This window comes from Nocardia sp. JCM 38205 (assembly GCF_058222935.1).
Genome location: NZ_JBYHFL010000006.1, coordinates 49,097 through 62,987, shown reverse-complemented (window position 1 = coordinate 62,987; position 13,891 = coordinate 49,097). Strand labels below are relative to the sequence as shown.

The 13,891-nt window shown below is 69.9% G+C and carries 13 protein-coding genes; 8 read left to right on the top strand and 5 right to left on the bottom strand.

All coding sequences use genetic code 11. From position 1 onward, the window contains the following. Window positions 1-59 precede the first annotated feature (59 nt). Window positions 60-926: a DMT family transporter gene (locus AC4HOU_RS21955; protein WP_163815321.1), complete on the top strand. Its 867-nt coding sequence runs from the start codon at window positions 60-62 to the stop codon at window positions 924-926. A 97-nt stretch (window positions 927-1,023) separates the two neighbouring features. Further along, entirely contained in the window at window positions 1,024-1,305 is a 282-nt protein-coding gene (locus AC4HOU_RS21950) for a hypothetical protein (protein WP_490725095.1), read from the top strand. An 86-nt stretch (window positions 1,306-1,391) separates the two neighbouring features. Here AC4HOU_RS21950 and AC4HOU_RS21945 read toward each other — a convergent pair whose 3' ends face one another. Continuing rightward, window positions 1,392-2,051, bottom strand: coding sequence for a hemerythrin domain-containing protein (locus AC4HOU_RS21945; protein ID WP_490725094.1), 660 nt, complete (start codon window positions 2,049-2,051; stop codon window positions 1,392-1,394). A 57-nt stretch (window positions 2,052-2,108) separates the two neighbouring features. After that, entirely contained in the window at window positions 2,109-2,552 is a 444-nt protein-coding gene (locus tag AC4HOU_RS21940) for a DUF4267 domain-containing protein (RefSeq protein WP_194990954.1), read from the bottom strand. Window positions 2,553-2,688: 136 nt separating this feature from the next. Between AC4HOU_RS21940 and AC4HOU_RS21935 the strand changes: the two genes are divergently transcribed. Together AC4HOU_RS21935 and AC4HOU_RS21930 are read left to right on the top strand one after the other, a co-directional pair. Next, window positions 2,689-5,925: an ATP-binding protein gene (locus tag AC4HOU_RS21935; RefSeq protein ID WP_228815074.1), complete on the top strand. Its 3,237-nt coding sequence runs from the start codon at window positions 2,689-2,691 to the stop codon at window positions 5,923-5,925. A 106-nt stretch (window positions 5,926-6,031) separates the two neighbouring features. Beyond that, complete coding sequence (locus AC4HOU_RS21930; RefSeq protein ID WP_163815314.1) at window positions 6,032-6,952, top strand: NADP-dependent oxidoreductase; 921 nt, start codon at window positions 6,032-6,034, stop codon at window positions 6,950-6,952. Window positions 6,953-6,983: 31 nt separating this feature from the next. Here the strand turns inward: AC4HOU_RS21930 and car are convergent, their stop codons facing one another. Both car and AC4HOU_RS21920 read right to left on the bottom strand, forming a co-directional pair. Next, on the bottom strand, window positions 6,984-10,478 hold the full coding sequence (gene car / locus AC4HOU_RS21925) for a carboxylic acid reductase (RefSeq protein ID WP_490725093.1): 3,495 nt from the start codon (window positions 10,476-10,478) through the stop codon (window positions 6,984-6,986). Between the two features lie 172 nt (window positions 10,479-10,650). Continuing rightward, the gene (locus AC4HOU_RS21920) at window positions 10,651-11,508 is read right to left on the bottom strand and encodes an RNA polymerase sigma factor SigF (RefSeq protein WP_228815075.1); all 858 of its coding nucleotides are present in this window, start codon (window positions 11,506-11,508) and stop codon (window positions 10,651-10,653) included. 224 nt (window positions 11,509-11,732) lie between these two features. On the opposite strand from AC4HOU_RS21920, the gene AC4HOU_RS21915 reads away from it, so the two are divergent. Continuing rightward, a complete protein-coding gene (locus AC4HOU_RS21915) occupies window positions 11,733-12,305 on the top strand; it encodes a type 1 glutamine amidotransferase domain-containing protein (RefSeq protein ID WP_195019369.1) in 573 nt (190 codons plus the stop codon). A gap of 8 nt (window positions 12,306-12,313) precedes the next feature. Here AC4HOU_RS21915 and AC4HOU_RS21910 read toward each other — a convergent pair whose 3' ends face one another. Next, the gene (locus tag AC4HOU_RS21910; protein ID WP_163812980.1) at window positions 12,314-12,631 is read right to left on the bottom strand and encodes a MerR family transcriptional regulator; all 318 of its coding nucleotides are present in this window, start codon (window positions 12,629-12,631) and stop codon (window positions 12,314-12,316) included. 134 nt (window positions 12,632-12,765) lie between these two features. Between AC4HOU_RS21910 and AC4HOU_RS21905 the strand changes: the two genes are divergently transcribed. The 3 genes from AC4HOU_RS21905 to AC4HOU_RS21895 are packed head-to-tail and all read left to right on the top strand — an operon-like array spanning window position 12,766 to window position 13,872. After that, window positions 12,766-13,200 carry an Hsp20/alpha crystallin family protein gene (locus AC4HOU_RS21905; protein WP_280211720.1) on the top strand — a complete coding sequence of 145 codons (435 nt, stop codon included), beginning with the start codon at window positions 12,766-12,768 and terminating at the stop codon, window positions 13,198-13,200. A gap of 38 nt (window positions 13,201-13,238) precedes the next feature. Beyond that, on the top strand, window positions 13,239-13,658 hold the full coding sequence (locus tag AC4HOU_RS21900) for a hypothetical protein (protein WP_195019370.1): 420 nt from the start codon (window positions 13,239-13,241) through the stop codon (window positions 13,656-13,658). 4 nt (window positions 13,659-13,662) lie between these two features. Beyond that, window positions 13,663-13,872: an Rv3202a family protein gene (locus AC4HOU_RS21895; protein WP_163812986.1), complete on the top strand. Its 210-nt coding sequence runs from the start codon at window positions 13,663-13,665 to the stop codon at window positions 13,870-13,872. The last annotated feature ends 19 nt before the right edge of the window (window positions 13,873-13,891 follow it).

Sequence of the window (13,891 nt, the reverse complement as noted above, 5' to 3'; positions counted from 1 at the left end):
AGCCGTCGGTACCGCGTCGATCCCGCCGACCCGACGCCCGGCGCGGCACACTGGTGCGGGTGAGCAATGTCCCGGTCGCCGCGGTGGTGTGTGCCTTCCTCGCCGCGCTCGGGTTCGCGGTGGCCGCGGTCGCGCAGCAGCGGGCCGCGGCCGAGGTGCCCGAGGGTGCGGCTTTCCTGGCCGGGTTGGCGCGCAGTCCTCGCTGGTGGGCGGGGATCGTCGGGGACGGCGGCGCGTTCGTCTTCCAGATCGTGGCGCTGGCGTTGGGGTCGGTGCTGGTCGTGCAGCCGATCCTGGTGACGTCGTTGATCTTCGCGCTACCGCTGGCCGCACGCTACAACGACCGGCCGGTGACGCGGACGGCCTGGGCACAGGCGATCGCCCTGTCGGTCGCGCTGGCGTGTTTCCTGGTGGTGGGTGATCCGTCGCCGGGGGTGCGGGACGCGCCGTGGTCACACTGGTTCGGCCCGCTGATGCTGGTGCTCGGGCTCGTCGCCGCGGCGGTGGCGGCCGCGGTCGCGGTGCGGGCCACCGCGGTGCGGGCGCTGCTGCTGGGGGCGGCGGCGGGGCTGTTGTTCGGTGTGTCGGCGGCGGTGACCCAGCATGTGGTCGAACTGTTCGGCGACGGCATCGCCACCGTGTTGCGCAGCTGGGAGCCGTACACGATGGTCGGGGCGGGCCTGCTGGGGTTGTATCTGCAACAGCGCGCGTATCAGATCGGTGCGCTCTCGGCGTCGCTGCCGGCGTTCACCGTGGCCGAGCCGCTCGCGGCGATGTTCCTGGGTCTGACCGTCCTCGACGAAACACTGAACACCGGGACCGTTGGCGTCGTGGTGGTGCTGGCGTCGGTGGTGGTGATGTGTGTTGCGGCCGTGCAGCTTTCTCGCGCCCAGGCCGAGGCCGTGCCCGCCGAGCACGCCGGATGATCGCGCCGCCGGGCATGATGGCCGTCCGTGGACAGCGACAATTGCCGGTCGGTTGCCGATCTTTGTCGATCGACGCGCTCTGCATGGTGGTCGGTATGTGTCGATCCCGGCACCGGAGCTCGACGGTGAGGCCGGCCCGTTCCTCGAAGGTGGCGAAGTCCTCGTCCACGGCAACCACGTTTTCGTCGGCGAGTCCGGGATGGCCACCAACGGTCTGGCCATCGACGCCGAAACCTATATCACCGACCCGCTTTTCGAGCGCGACGGCCGCGACGTGCAGGCTCGCGGCACCACGGTCGAGTACGTGGACTTCGCGGTGTCGCGACTGTTCGGTGGCGCGTTCCGGTACTCGACCCAACCCCTGGGCCGCTTCGACTGAGACACCCCAGCGTTCGCCACACCTCCCGGTCTGGGTGGCGACGAACGACCACCGGCAACCCGTCGTTGCCGGTGGTCGCGCCGCGGTCATCGCACCGCAGTCCGAGCGAACCCGCGGACGCGCCGGATGTGGCGGACGTAGCGAGGACGACCGATCACGTACCAGATGACGCGCACCGGTGCCGGCAGCACACCCAGCAGCAGCGCACGTTCGGCCGAGTCGGCGTCCTCGAGGACGAGACCGAACAGCGTGAGCAGAGTCAGTTTCGGTGTGTTGGCCACCAAATGCTCACCCAGCGACGCCCATTCCTTGTCGGTGATGTGGTCGGCCGCGAGCGGAAGCAGCATGGTCTCTTCGTCATCGAGGTGCTCGACCAAGACCGCCCGGTGATCGGCCAGGACCGCGACCAGCGCGTCGCGTTCATCGGCACCGGCCGTTGCCTCCCACGCCGGGACCGCGCTGTCCAGGCTCGCCAAGGTGGCTTCGACGCGCTCATGCTGTCGCTGCATCCGCAGGATGACATCGGCGCCCAGATCGACGCGGGACAGCAGCGGCGGCCACAGCAGCTCGTCCTCGCCCTCATGATGGTTCTTCAGTCCCAGCCGATAGTCGCGGAAATGGCCGGCGATCACCGCTGCGCGCGCGGTGTCACCAGGGGCAACCGCCGCCACGAGCTCCATCAGCAACCGCGACTCGCGCCGGAACGCGCGGTGCACGATCTTCATGTCCTGGGTGTCGACGCTCATCTGTTCCTGCCTTTCAACATCGGTGGTGTTCGCTTGCGGTTCGATGCGCCTGCGGCGCTAGGCGCCGACGAGGGAACGTGCGACACGGCCGCGCGCCACCGGATCGGTGCCTGCCGGTTGCGTCCGCTCGGTCAGCAGCAGGACCGCCGTCAGCGCGACGACGACCACGGCCGAGCCGTGCACGATCAGCGCCGTCGACACGCTGCCGCCGTGCGACACCACCGCGAGCGCGTCACCGACCGGGATCGCGGCGTGGATCAGCACCACCCAGCCGAGAACGCGCCGCAGGCCGAGGCCGAGCAGCAGGAAGGTGACGGCCGCGATGGCGAGGTCGCGCACACCCTTGACGACGAAATAGCCGTCGGCGTTGCCGGTCGGCCACGGCTCGATACCGAAACCGGCGGGGGCACTGCCGGGAGCGAGCAGGAAGCTCAGCCCGAAGTACAGGGGCGCGGCCGCGCAGATCACGGCCAGCACGGTGGTCAAGCGATACTTCGTCATGATGGTTCTCCTCGGTTGGTCGGCGGATCGTTTCCGTCCGATGGGACCGTGTTCGGTCTGCTCCGAGACTGCGTGCGCGGGTTTGGAGGCCACCTGGAACCGACTTGGAACGCCGGTCACAGCGGTGGTGCGTACGATGTGCCAGGTCATGGTCTTCATCCGGGTATTGGGGTCGTTCGCGGCCGAAGCCGACGGCGAACCCATTCCCCTCGGCGGACCGCGCCAACGTGGCGTGCTCGCCCTGCTCGTCGCCGCGCGCGGCCACGTCGTGCCGGTCGACCGCATGGTCGAGGACCTGTGGCGCGGCGAGGCGCCCGCCCGCGCGCTGGCGTCGCTGCAGGCCTACATCTCCAACCTGCGCCGTCTGCTCGAACCCGGCCGCCCGCCACGCACTCCGGCCCGCCTGCTGGTGAGCGCCGCACCCGGCTACGCCTTGCGCCTGCCGCAGTCGGCGGTCGACGCCTGGCGCTTCGAAGAACTGCTCGACCAGGCCCGCACGCGCACCGACCCCGGCGCGGTCCGCGCCAGGCTGGACGAGGCACTGGCCCTGTGGCGAGGACCCGCGTTCGCCGAGTTCGCCGACGAACCATGGGCTGTGACAGAGACCGGCCGCCTCAGCGAGCTGCACCTGGTGGCCCGGGAACTGCACCTCGCGGCGCGCCTGCGTCTCGATCTTCCCGCGACGGTGGCGCCCGACGCCGAAATCCTCACCCGCGACCATCCTTTGCGCGAGGAGGGCTGGCGACTGCACGCGCTCGCCCTGTGGAGCAGCGGCCGCCAGGCCGATGCGCTCGCCGCGCTCCGCCGCGCCCGCGCCACCTTCGCCGACGAACTCGGCCTCGACCCCGGACCGGATCTGCTCGCGCTGGAAGAGGCGATCCTCACCCAGCGCACCGACATCCTCCGCGAGGCCGGCCCACCACCCCGAAACGACGCACCCCACGCGAACACCGTGCCGGACAACAGCATTCGAACCGGCACCGATCCGGGCACACCCGACGCGGGGACGTTCGTCGGACGCGACGACGAACTCGCCGCACTACTGGCGGCCGCGACCGATGCGATCGAATCCCGAGGGCGCGTCGCGCTCGTCACCGGAGAAGCCGGGCTCGGCAAATCGACACTGCTCGAACACCTCACCGCCCGACTCGAACACCACGGGTGGCTGGTGGCCACCGGGCGCTGCCCCGATCTCGACAGCGCCCCGCCGGCCTGGGCGTGGGTCGAGGTCCTGCGCACAGTGGCCGCGACCGTACCGGCCGGCGAGTTCGCCGACGACCTCGCGCCGCTGCTGTCGGATGCGGCAGCGGTCACCGGTGACGCGGCCGCCGGGCGGTTCCGGCTGCGGCAGGCCGTGTGGGCCTTTCTCGCCGCGGCCGCCGCCGAGCGTCCGGTCGCCATCGTCGTCGACGATGTGCACTGGGCCGACGCCGCCACGCTGGAACTACTCGGCGGCTGCCTCGACACGCGCGCCCCGATCTTCGTCGTCGCCGCCTACCGCGCCGACGAGAGCGAGCACCTCACCGCGACACTGGCCGCCCTGGCCCGCACCGCGCCGCTGCGGCTCGATCTCGCCGGACTCGACCGCGCCGCCGTCGCCCAGCTCGTGCGCGCCGAATGCCGGGCCGATGAAGCGACCGTGACCGGAATCGCCGAACGCACCGGCGGCAACCCGTTCTATGTGCGGGAGAGTGCGCGGCTGCTCAACGGCGAGGGCGCCTTGATCGCGTTGTCGGAGGTGCCCGACGGTGTCCGCGACGTCCTGCGGCGCCGCCTGGCCCGGCTCCCCGAAAGCAGTGTTGCTGTGCTGCGGCTCGCCGCGGTCGCGGGCCGGGAAAGTTCGGTGGACGTGCTGGTGCAGGCCGCCGACACCGACGAGGACGGCGTGCTGGACGCACTGGACGCCGGCGTCATCGCCGGGCTGCTCGACGAGCCCGGGCCGGGGCGGGTCCGATTCGTCCACGCATTGGTCAGGGACACACTGGTCACCGACGTCAGCCGACTGCGCATCACCAGGATGCACGCCAGGATCGCCGCCGCTCTGGAAGGCACCGGCGATATCGCCGCCCTCGCCCACCACTATGCGCGCGCCGGCTCACCGAAGGCCGTCGGCTACTGCGTGCGCGCCGCCGAACTGGCCGAGGCCCGCTACGCCCACGACGTGGCGGCCACACTGCTCACCGACGCCGTCGCCAACTCCAGCGACCCGGACGAACGCATCGACCTGTGCGGCAGGCTGCTGCGCGCCCAGGTCAGAGCCGGGGACGTCGCCGCGGCCAGACAGACCCGCGAACACGCCGTCACCTACGCCGAATCCCTTGGCCGCGACGACCTGATGATCGCGGCGTTCACCGCCTGGACCGAACCCACCCCCTGGCTTGCCCGCACCTACGGCACGGTCGACCATCCCATCGTCGACCGCCTCCGCCGACTGCTCGACCGCACCGACCTCGCCGCAGAGGTGCGCGCCCACCTGCTCATCGCCTATACCCACGAACTGGTCGGCGAAGCAGACCCGACCGTCATGGCGGCCGGGCGGGAAGCACTGGCACTGGCCACCTCACCGCGCCTGCGCGCCGGGGCGCTCCTGGTCCTGGCACGCGACTCGGGCCGGGAAGAGTACTCCCGTGAGCTGGTGCGGATCGGCATCGAGCACGATCTGCCCGTCTACCGGGTGACCGGGCTGCTCAACCTGGCCGCCAATGCCGCCGGGGCCAACGACCCGGCCACCATGCGCGAGCTGATCGGGCAGGCACTCGAACTGGCCCGCACCTACCGGATGCCGGAGGCGATCGGCGCCGCCGAGATCGCGCTGGCCTCACTGCTGCTCATCGAGGGCCGGTTCGCCGACGCCGAACACTGCTACATCGACGCCACCGAACGCCTGGAACGCGCCGGATCGGTGCACGCCACCGGCTTCCTGCGCCTGGCGCTCGCGGCGACCTGGCTCAACGCAGGCACTCTCGGCGACCACCTCGACGACATCCGCGCCCTGCACACGGCACTCGGCCCCATGGTCGCCGACCTGCACACCCTCGCCCTGCACGCCGCCGGCCACACCGAGCAAGCGCGCCGAACCCGCACCGCACCGACCCCGATCCGCCCCGACTTCTTCTTCACCTTCCTGACCAGCCTGCGCGCCATGGCCATCCTCGCCGTCGGCGACCGCGCCGCCGCCGAGCAGATCTACACCGACCTGCTCCCCCACCGCGACGGTCCCCCGGCCGGCGCGGAAAGCCTGTCGCTGGCCGTGCGTCCGGTCGCCCACACCCTCGGCGAACTCGCCCGATTCCTCGGCCGCGACGCCGAAGCCGACGCCCACTTCGCCCGCGCCGACGCCATCGCCGGATTGTGGAACGCGCACCTGAGCTGATCCGCTCCCCGGCACCGGCACGGCGTTCCAAGCCGGCTCCAAGCGCCTTCCAAAGCCCCGGGACCACTGTCGAGCCATCAGAACCGAACTGATGGAGGAGTCACCCATGAGCAGCACAGCAACTTTCCGGGCCGCCGTCGTCCGCACGCCGAGCGGACCTGATTCGATCGAGATCATCGACGTACCCGTCACCGAGCCCGGACCAGGCGAAGTACGGGTGGCGGTCGCGGCGGCGCCGGTCAACCCCACCGACCTCGGCGTCGTCAGCGGCTTCTTCCACGAACTCGGCATGATCGACCAACCCGCCCACACCGGTCTCGGCTGGGATTTCGCCGGCACCGTGCTCGCTGCCGGGCCAGGAGTGGACCTGACGCCCGGCACCCGGGTCGCCGGCGTGGTCCTCGGATTCGACCGTGACTTCGGCACGTATGCCGAACAACTCGTCGTGCCCGCCGCCGAGGTGGCGGTGGTGCCCGACGGGCTCGACCTGGTCGCGGCATCGACAGTGCCGCTCAACGGGTTGGGTGCGGCGCGGATCGTCGACCTGCTCGGCGACGCACCCGCCGACGGCAACCGGCTGCTGGTGACCGGCGCGGCCGGTGCGATCGGCGCCTATGTGGCCGCGCTGGCCCCTGAGCGCGGCTGGAAGGTGACCGGTCTGGCCCGCCCCGCCGACGAGGCGTTCGTGCGCGGTCTCGGCGCCGACTTCGTCACCGAGGCCGCACCGGGCTGGGACGCGGTCGTCGACACCAGCTCACAGCAGACGTGGGGCCTGACCCCGGTCCGCGACGGCGGCGCCTTCGTCGGTGTCCGGCCCAATCTCGCGCCCGCACCCGAACGCGGCATCACGGTGAACGCCCTGCTGACCCAGTCCGACCGCACGCGACTGGAGCAGCTACTCGCCCTCGCCGAGTCCGGTCGCCTGCCCGCCCGAGTGCATGCGGTCCTGCCGTTGTCCCGAGCCGCCGACGCCCACCGGGCGATGGCCGAGGGCGGGACGCGCGGACGCTACGTGCTCCAGCCCTGACCGAGCAGCCCGCCCCGGAGACGCCGATGCCTCACGGGATCAGCCCGTGCCATCGAAGGTCGCCCAGGTATTTGGTGATCAGATCCGCACTCAGGTGCGGGATGTCGGCGTCCGGGCCGAGTTGCGCGGCGCGCACCGCGGCCCGGAACTCGGCGGCCGGAATGGCCGAACCCGCGATCGCCGGCGCGGGCCGGGCGAAGGCGTGCAGCAGCGGCAGCACCGAGGCGCTGCGCTGCGGCTCGGGCAGCCCACGCAGCGCCGCCTCGAAACGGGTCACCCAGTCGGTGTAGTCGTCGACGCGTTCGATCGCGACACCGGCCTCGATCAGCCAGTCGACCACCGTATCGAGCGAGATCCCGTCATCGTGCGGGTTCACCACATGGAAGCTGTGATGGCCCGCGTCGACGGCGGCGCCGAGCACGGTGATCGCTTCGGCGGTGAAATCCGCTGGTAGCCCGTCGTAGTGGGCCCGTGCCCGCGCACCGTCGCCGGCGCGGCGGTAGAACGAGGCGGGCGCGAGTCCGGTGGCGGCCAGCCCGATCAGCAGCCGGGTGAACATGTCCGGCACATTGAGCTGCCCACGGTAGCGCGGATGGGCCAGCACCATATCCGAGCGGAACACCGCCACCGGCAGGCCGCACAGATCGTGCGCTTCGCGCAGCAGCACTTCCCCCGCCCATTTGCTGTTGCCGTAGCCCGCGGCGTACCCGGCGCCGTTGCGCCGCACCGGGCTACCGGCCCGGATATCGCCGCCCTCGGTGAACACCGTGCGATCGACGTCGGCGGCCACCGCGACCGTCGACAGATAGGTCACCGGCTTGAGCCGATGGGTGAGCGCCAACCGGATCACCTCGGCCGTACCGACCACATTGGGGCCGAACAACTGCTCATACGGCAACACATGGTTCACCAGTGCCGCACAGTGCACGACACGGTCCACGCGCCGCGCCAACTCCTGCCAGGCCGGTTCGTCGAGCCCGAACCGGGGCGCGCTGATATCGCCGGCGATCACCTCGAGGTGGGCATCGGCCGATTCCCGGTAGCGGCGCAGCAACTCGGGATCACCGGAGTCGAACGCCGCGTCGAGCCTGCGGCGCGCGCTGTCGGCGTCCTTGCCACGCACCACACACAGCACCCGCCCGCCGACGGCCGCCATCCGCTGCAACCACAGCAGGCACAGCCACCGCCCGAGGTAGCCGTTGGCGCCGGTGATCAACACCGTCGACGTCGTCGCAGCCAGCGGTAGCCCTGGCGCCGCCGCCACGGTGTCGGCGCCGATGAATTTCTCCAGCGTCAGGTCCGCGGCCGCCACCTGTTCGGCCCCGGCGCCGTGCACGCTCGCGAACGACACCACCTGCGCACCGGATTCCCTTGCGGTGCTGATGTATTCGGCGAGATCGCCCAGCGTGGTCGCCGGGCTCGTCACCACGCTGACCGGCACCTCGACGCCGAAGATCTCGGTCAGCAGCTTCGCCAGCGACAGCGCCGAGAGCGAATCACCGCCGAGGTCGGCGAAACCCGCCTGCGGGCTCGACTGTTCGGGCGTGCAGTCCAGCACGGCGCGCGCGGCTCCCAGCACCGTGTCCACCACGGCGACCTCGCCCGCGCTGATGTGCAGGTCCCGCAGCTGCGCCGAACGCCCCTCGGCGCGATCGCGGTACATCTGCTCGAGCCGCGGACCATACCGGCGCTCGAGCGCCGGGCGCAGCAGCTTACCGATTCCCGACAGCAGCCCGTTCTCGATCGTGAACGGCTCGGTCTCCACGATGAACTCGCGCGGAATCTCATACGGTTCCAGCCCGGCCTCGGCCGCCACCGCACGCACCGAGGCGGCGATCGACGCCATGAGCTCACCGGTGTTCGCTGCCGCGTCGATCGCGGCCTCGGTCGGCACCACCACCGCGAGCAGATAGGCGCGCACACTACTGCCGTAGACGAAGATCTGCCGGATCAGCGGGCTGCCCGCGAACACCGCCTCCAACTGCGCGACAGCGACGAACTCCCCTTGGGACAGCTTCAGCACATTATTGCGCCGATCCAGATACCGCAGCCGATCCGGGCCGATCTCGGCGACGATGTCGCCGGTGCGGTAGAAACCGTCGGCGTCGAAGACCTGGGCGGTGATATCGGGGCGCCGGTAATAGCCGGGAATCATGGTCGTGGTCTTGAGCAGCAGCTCACCACGCGGATGGGGGGTATCGGTGGTGCGGTAGCCGAGTTCGGGGACGTCGACGAGCTTGTAGTCGATCACCAGCGGCCTGCGCACCCGGTTGTCGACCACCAGACCACCGCCGGCCTCGGTGGACCCATAGGCGTCGTGCACCTCGATCTCGAGCAGCGACTCCAGGAACGTCTTCAGCTCCGGCGCCAGCGGCGCGCTACCGGTAGAGGCCGAAATCAGCCTGCCGCCGAGCACTTCGCGCCGCAGCTGCGCCCGCACCTGCTCCTCGGACCGGCCACCCGCCACCTCGCTCTGATACCGCTGGTAGATCATCTCGCTGACCCGCGGCACCAGCACCATCTCGGTGGGCCGCACCAGCGCGATGTCGTCGAACAACGTCGACATGTCCGCCGCGGCGGTGAAATACGCGGTGCCACCGCGCACCAGCACCCCGGCCAGGGCCAGCCGTCCGGCGAGATGACTCAACGGCATGTAGTTCACACTGATGGCCGGCGGGTTCGAGCCCGCCTTACGGGCCAGCCCCTGCAACCAGATCCCCGCGGCCAGTCGATCGGTGTACATCGCGCCCTTGGGCGTGCCGGTGCTGCCAGAGGTGTAGATCAGCATTGCCAGCGGGTCGGTATCCCGGTCCGCGAAATACGGTGCGACCCTGGGCATATCGCGGCCGGCCTCGATCACCTCGGCCAAGGTTTCGAGCGTGATCGACGTGCCGGCCAGTCGCTCCCGAGCCGTGGCCAGCGCGGACCGGTGCGCATCGAGCTCGGCGACGTGATCGATCACCACCAGCCGCCGCAGCCCCGGGCCGGCCAGCGCGCAGTCGACCGCACGGTCGAGCAGTTCGGGCGTGGATGCCAGCACCCGCGGTTCGGTCTCCGCGACGATCTGGGCCAGCGCCGGACTCGGCGCCCCTGCCTGCAGCGGCACCACCACCGCCCCGAGCCGCACGCAGGTCAGATCGACGATGGTCAACTCGACGCCGGTCACGCCGAGAACCGCGATCATCGTGCCCGCCTCGACTCCGGCCGTGCCCTGCCACGCGGCGGCTATCGCCTCGACTCGATCGGCCACTTCGGCATAGCTGAGGGTCTCGAAACGGTCGAGCCAGCGGCGTTCGGGCTGCCCGGTGACCGGATCGCGCACGATGTCGAACGCGCGCTGCCCGAGCGCGGGACGTTCGGCGTAGCCGGTGAGCACACTGGCCACGATCTGGGCGACACCGGTGCCGGGCGTCCGCACGGCATCGAGCACTGTCTCATCCGGCGCCGCCGCGCGGGCCTGGTGATCATCGCTGTACAGCTGAGCGATGCGCTGCCTGCGCCGAGCAGCCGGCGTCTCGATCGACATGGTGTTGGTGCCTCCCCTGGCCGGCCGAGCACGTCCTGAACGTTAGCGTGCCTAAGCAAGATGCCAGCCGGGGAGCGCTTACGCAGCCGCAATCGGGTGTGATACCAGTCACAAGGGTGCTGATGTCTCAAACGCGGCAGGGGACCGGTCATTCGACCGAGCCGGACACGAGCTAAGCGGCAGCCGGTTCGGCCAGTGCCTGCTCCCGCAGACTCGCCAGCGTGCGCGACAAGATTCGCGACACCTGCATCTGGGACACACCGAGCCGTTCGGCGATCTGGTTCTGGGTCATCGACCCATAGAACCGCCACACCAGCACCTGACGTTCCCGCCGCGGCAGCGCGGCGATCAGCGGCCGCACCGCCATCGCGTCCTCGAGCAGGCCGTAGCAGGGTTCCTCACTACCGAGCCTGCGCTGCACCGCACTGCCCGCGTCATCGTCGTCACGAGCGATCGACTCCAGCGAATTGCTCGTATGCCCATTCGCGGCGACCATCGCCTGCGTCAGCTGAGCCAGCTCCACCCCGAGCTCGGCGGCGACCTCACGGGCGGTCGGCACCCGTCCCAGCCGCTGCGACAGCGCTTCGGTGGCCGGACCTATCCGCAACTGAATGTCTTTCATCGTGCGCGGCACCCGCACCGCCCAGGTGCGGTCGCGGAAGTGGCGGCGCACCTCACCCATCATGGTTGGCACCGCATAAGCGAGAAACGTACTGCCGCGGCTGAGATCGAAACGGTCCACGGCCTGGATCAAGCCCACCCTGGCCACCTGCTGCAAATCGTCGAAGGACTCACCGCGTCCACTGAAACGACGCGCGATGTGCTCGGCCAGCGGAAGGCACAGCTCGATGATTTCGTCGCGAACATGCGCGCGATGCGGATCGTCGGGGTCCAATGACTCGAGTTTGTCGAACCACGGCTCGATGTTCTCGTAACTGTCCGAAGAATCTCCGTATTTCCCCGCACCGGCACCGACTGATCGGGCCGCAGGAGCGGTTGTGGTGGTCTGAGCGTGCTTCGACTGGTTCATTGGGCCTCCTCGGTTCCCCAATCGGCTGACGTTCGGCTCGACCTGACTGAGGGGTACCCAATTTCCCGTAATCGAAAAGTGATCGCCCACGCCGCCGTTCGCCCCCGCGACGAACTGCACGGACGTGTCGGCGCCGCACACCCGGGTATGCCGGAAGCGAGTCGCATGATCCGCGACCAGAGCGCCGAACACGCGCACCGGGCATCGACAGGAAGGAACCGCGCATGGCAGGCACCGATCTCACCCAGCGCCGCATTCTGGCGATCGTCACCAATTACGGCGTCGAACAGGACGAACTCATGGTTCCCGTGCAGCATCTCCGCGACGCCGGCGCCACGGTCGATATCGCCGCCGAATCCGGCGACGCCATCCAGACCCTGGTGCACGACAAGAATCCCGGCACCACCGTCCAACCCACCGTCACCCTCGACGCGGTGAACCCGGCCGACTACGACCTGCTGCTGATCCCCGGCGGCACCGTCAACGCCGATTCGCTGCGCCTCAACGCCGCCGCCGTCGACATCACTCGCCGGATCGCGGCCGCGGGCACACCGATCGCCGCGATCTGCCACGGACCGTGGCTGCTCGTGGAGGCCGGCATCGTCGGCGACAAGACCCTCACCTCGTTCCCCTCCCTGAAAACCGATATCCACAACGCGGGCGCCGCCGAGTGGGTGGACCGATCGGTCGTCGTCGACGACACCCACGGCTACCCGCTGATCACCTCACGCTCCCCCAAGGACATCGGCGACTTCATCGAACGCATCGGCCTCACCCTGGCCGAGCGAGCGGCCTGACCGCCCGCTCAGCCGTTGCCGCGACGACGCAGCCGCGCCAGATCGGCGTGCAGGGCGGCATTGGCGTCTTCGAGTTCGAGAATGCGGCCGATGCCGGCGAGGTTCACCCCATCGGCAGCCAGCGCCGCGATCCGATGCAGCCGCGCCAGATCGTCGCCGCTGTAGCGGCGGGTTCCGCCGTCGCTACGGGCCGGGGTGATCAGACCGTGCCGCTCGTACAGGCGCAGAGTCTGCACGCCGATGCCGGCCAGGTCGGCGGCCACCGAGATCGCATAGACCGCCTGCGTCGAGTCGGGGAGACGAGGCTCGAAACTCTCCTGCGTCATCCGTTCTCCTCACTCCTGCCATTCCTTTCAGATTTTCTATCCTAAGCCCTTGCGTTCATCTCACCGCCGAGCTATAACGAATCTATGTCAGATGACATAGGTTATCTGCTCATCGATACAGAGAATGGAGTGATCTGGAGGTGGCGACCATGCTGATGCGCACCGATCCGTTCCGTGATCTGGACCGACTGACGCAGCAGGTGTTCGGCACAGTGGCCCGCCCGGCCGTCATGCCGATGGACGCCTGGCGTGCGGGCGACGAATTCCTGGTCGAGTTCGACCTACCCGGCATCGACCCCGAATCGCTGGATCTCGATGTCGAACGCAATGTCGTGACAGTCCGCGCCACGCGTCCAGAACTGCAAGGCGACCGCGAGATGATCGCCGCAGAACGCTCCCGCGGCGTCTTCAGCCGACAGCTGTTCCTCGGCGACGGCCTCGACACCGACCACATCCGCGCCGACTACACCGACGGCGTACTGCGCCTGTCCATCCCGGTCGCGGAGAAGGCCAAACCCCGCAAGATCGCGGTCGAGCGGGCCGAACGGCGTCAGGCCATCGACGCCTGATCCGGCACGGCCCGGCACTCCTTCGAGGAGACAGGGCAATGATCGGAACGGACTCGCGCGAGGACCTGCTCGACACCGAACTGCTCCTGCTCGACCCCGACATCGAGCAGCTCTTCGCCGAAATGGACGCCATTGTGGCCGAAGCGCTGGCCCGTTGGCCCGCACCACAGCACCCCGGCCAACGGGTCCGGCCCGAGCGACCACCGCGCGCACCGACGCACCCCGCGCTCGTCGCGACGCTACGCCGGCGCATCCCGCCCGGCGTGCAGCCGACTCAGCGCGGCCCGCCGCACCGCGCGGTGTCCCCGCAACCGGCCGAGATCGACACGAGTGAGGTGATGCCCCTGTTCGCCACGGTCTCACAGCAACCCATCTCGAACACAGTCACTCTTCGCGGGGCGACCCGGAACCCTCCGGGCCGCCCCTGGCCCGTCACCCGATCGGACGCAGGGAGGTAACGCGATGACCCCGTTCCCCACCGGCAGCGACGCCGACCGCAGCGACCAGCACACCCTCGCCTACGCCACCGACGTCGACGCCGGACTCGACACCGCGGTACCCCCACTCACCACTCGCATCCGCGAAGCCTTCGACAACGCCGATACCGCCGACCGCATCGATCAAGCCTGGATCACCCCGCTGCCCGACGACGAGTACCCCCTCGCCTACTGACCGCGGGGACACCGGGCCA

Coding starts and splice junctions, on each gene's coding strand:
- AC4HOU_RS21945 (WP_490725094.1), bottom strand. CDS start 2,051: ATGAGCGTCGACACCCAGGACATGAAGATCGTGCACCGCGCGTTCCGG.
- AC4HOU_RS21940 (WP_194990954.1), bottom strand. CDS start 2,552: ATGACGAAGTATCGCTTGACCACCGTGCTGGCCGTGATCTGCGCGGCC.
- AC4HOU_RS21935 (WP_228815074.1), top strand. CDS start 2,689: ATGTGCCAGGTCATGGTCTTCATCCGGGTATTGGGGTCGTTCGCGGCC.
- AC4HOU_RS21930 (WP_163815314.1), top strand. CDS start 6,032: ATGAGCAGCACAGCAACTTTCCGGGCCGCCGTCGTCCGCACGCCGAGC.
- car (WP_490725093.1), bottom strand. CDS start 10,478: ATGTCGATCGAGACGCCGGCTGCTCGGCGCAGGCAGCGCATCGCTCAG.
- AC4HOU_RS21920 (WP_228815075.1), bottom strand. CDS start 11,508: ATGAACCAGTCGAAGCACGCTCAGACCACCACAACCGCTCCTGCGGCC.
- AC4HOU_RS21915 (WP_195019369.1), top strand. CDS start 11,733: ATGGCAGGCACCGATCTCACCCAGCGCCGCATTCTGGCGATCGTCACC.
- AC4HOU_RS21910 (WP_163812980.1), bottom strand. CDS start 12,631: ATGACGCAGGAGAGTTTCGAGCCTCGTCTCCCCGACTCGACGCAGGCG.
- AC4HOU_RS21900 (WP_195019370.1), top strand. CDS start 13,239: ATGATCGGAACGGACTCGCGCGAGGACCTGCTCGACACCGAACTGCTC.
- AC4HOU_RS21895 (WP_163812986.1), top strand. CDS start 13,663: ATGACCCCGTTCCCCACCGGCAGCGACGCCGACCGCAGCGACCAGCAC.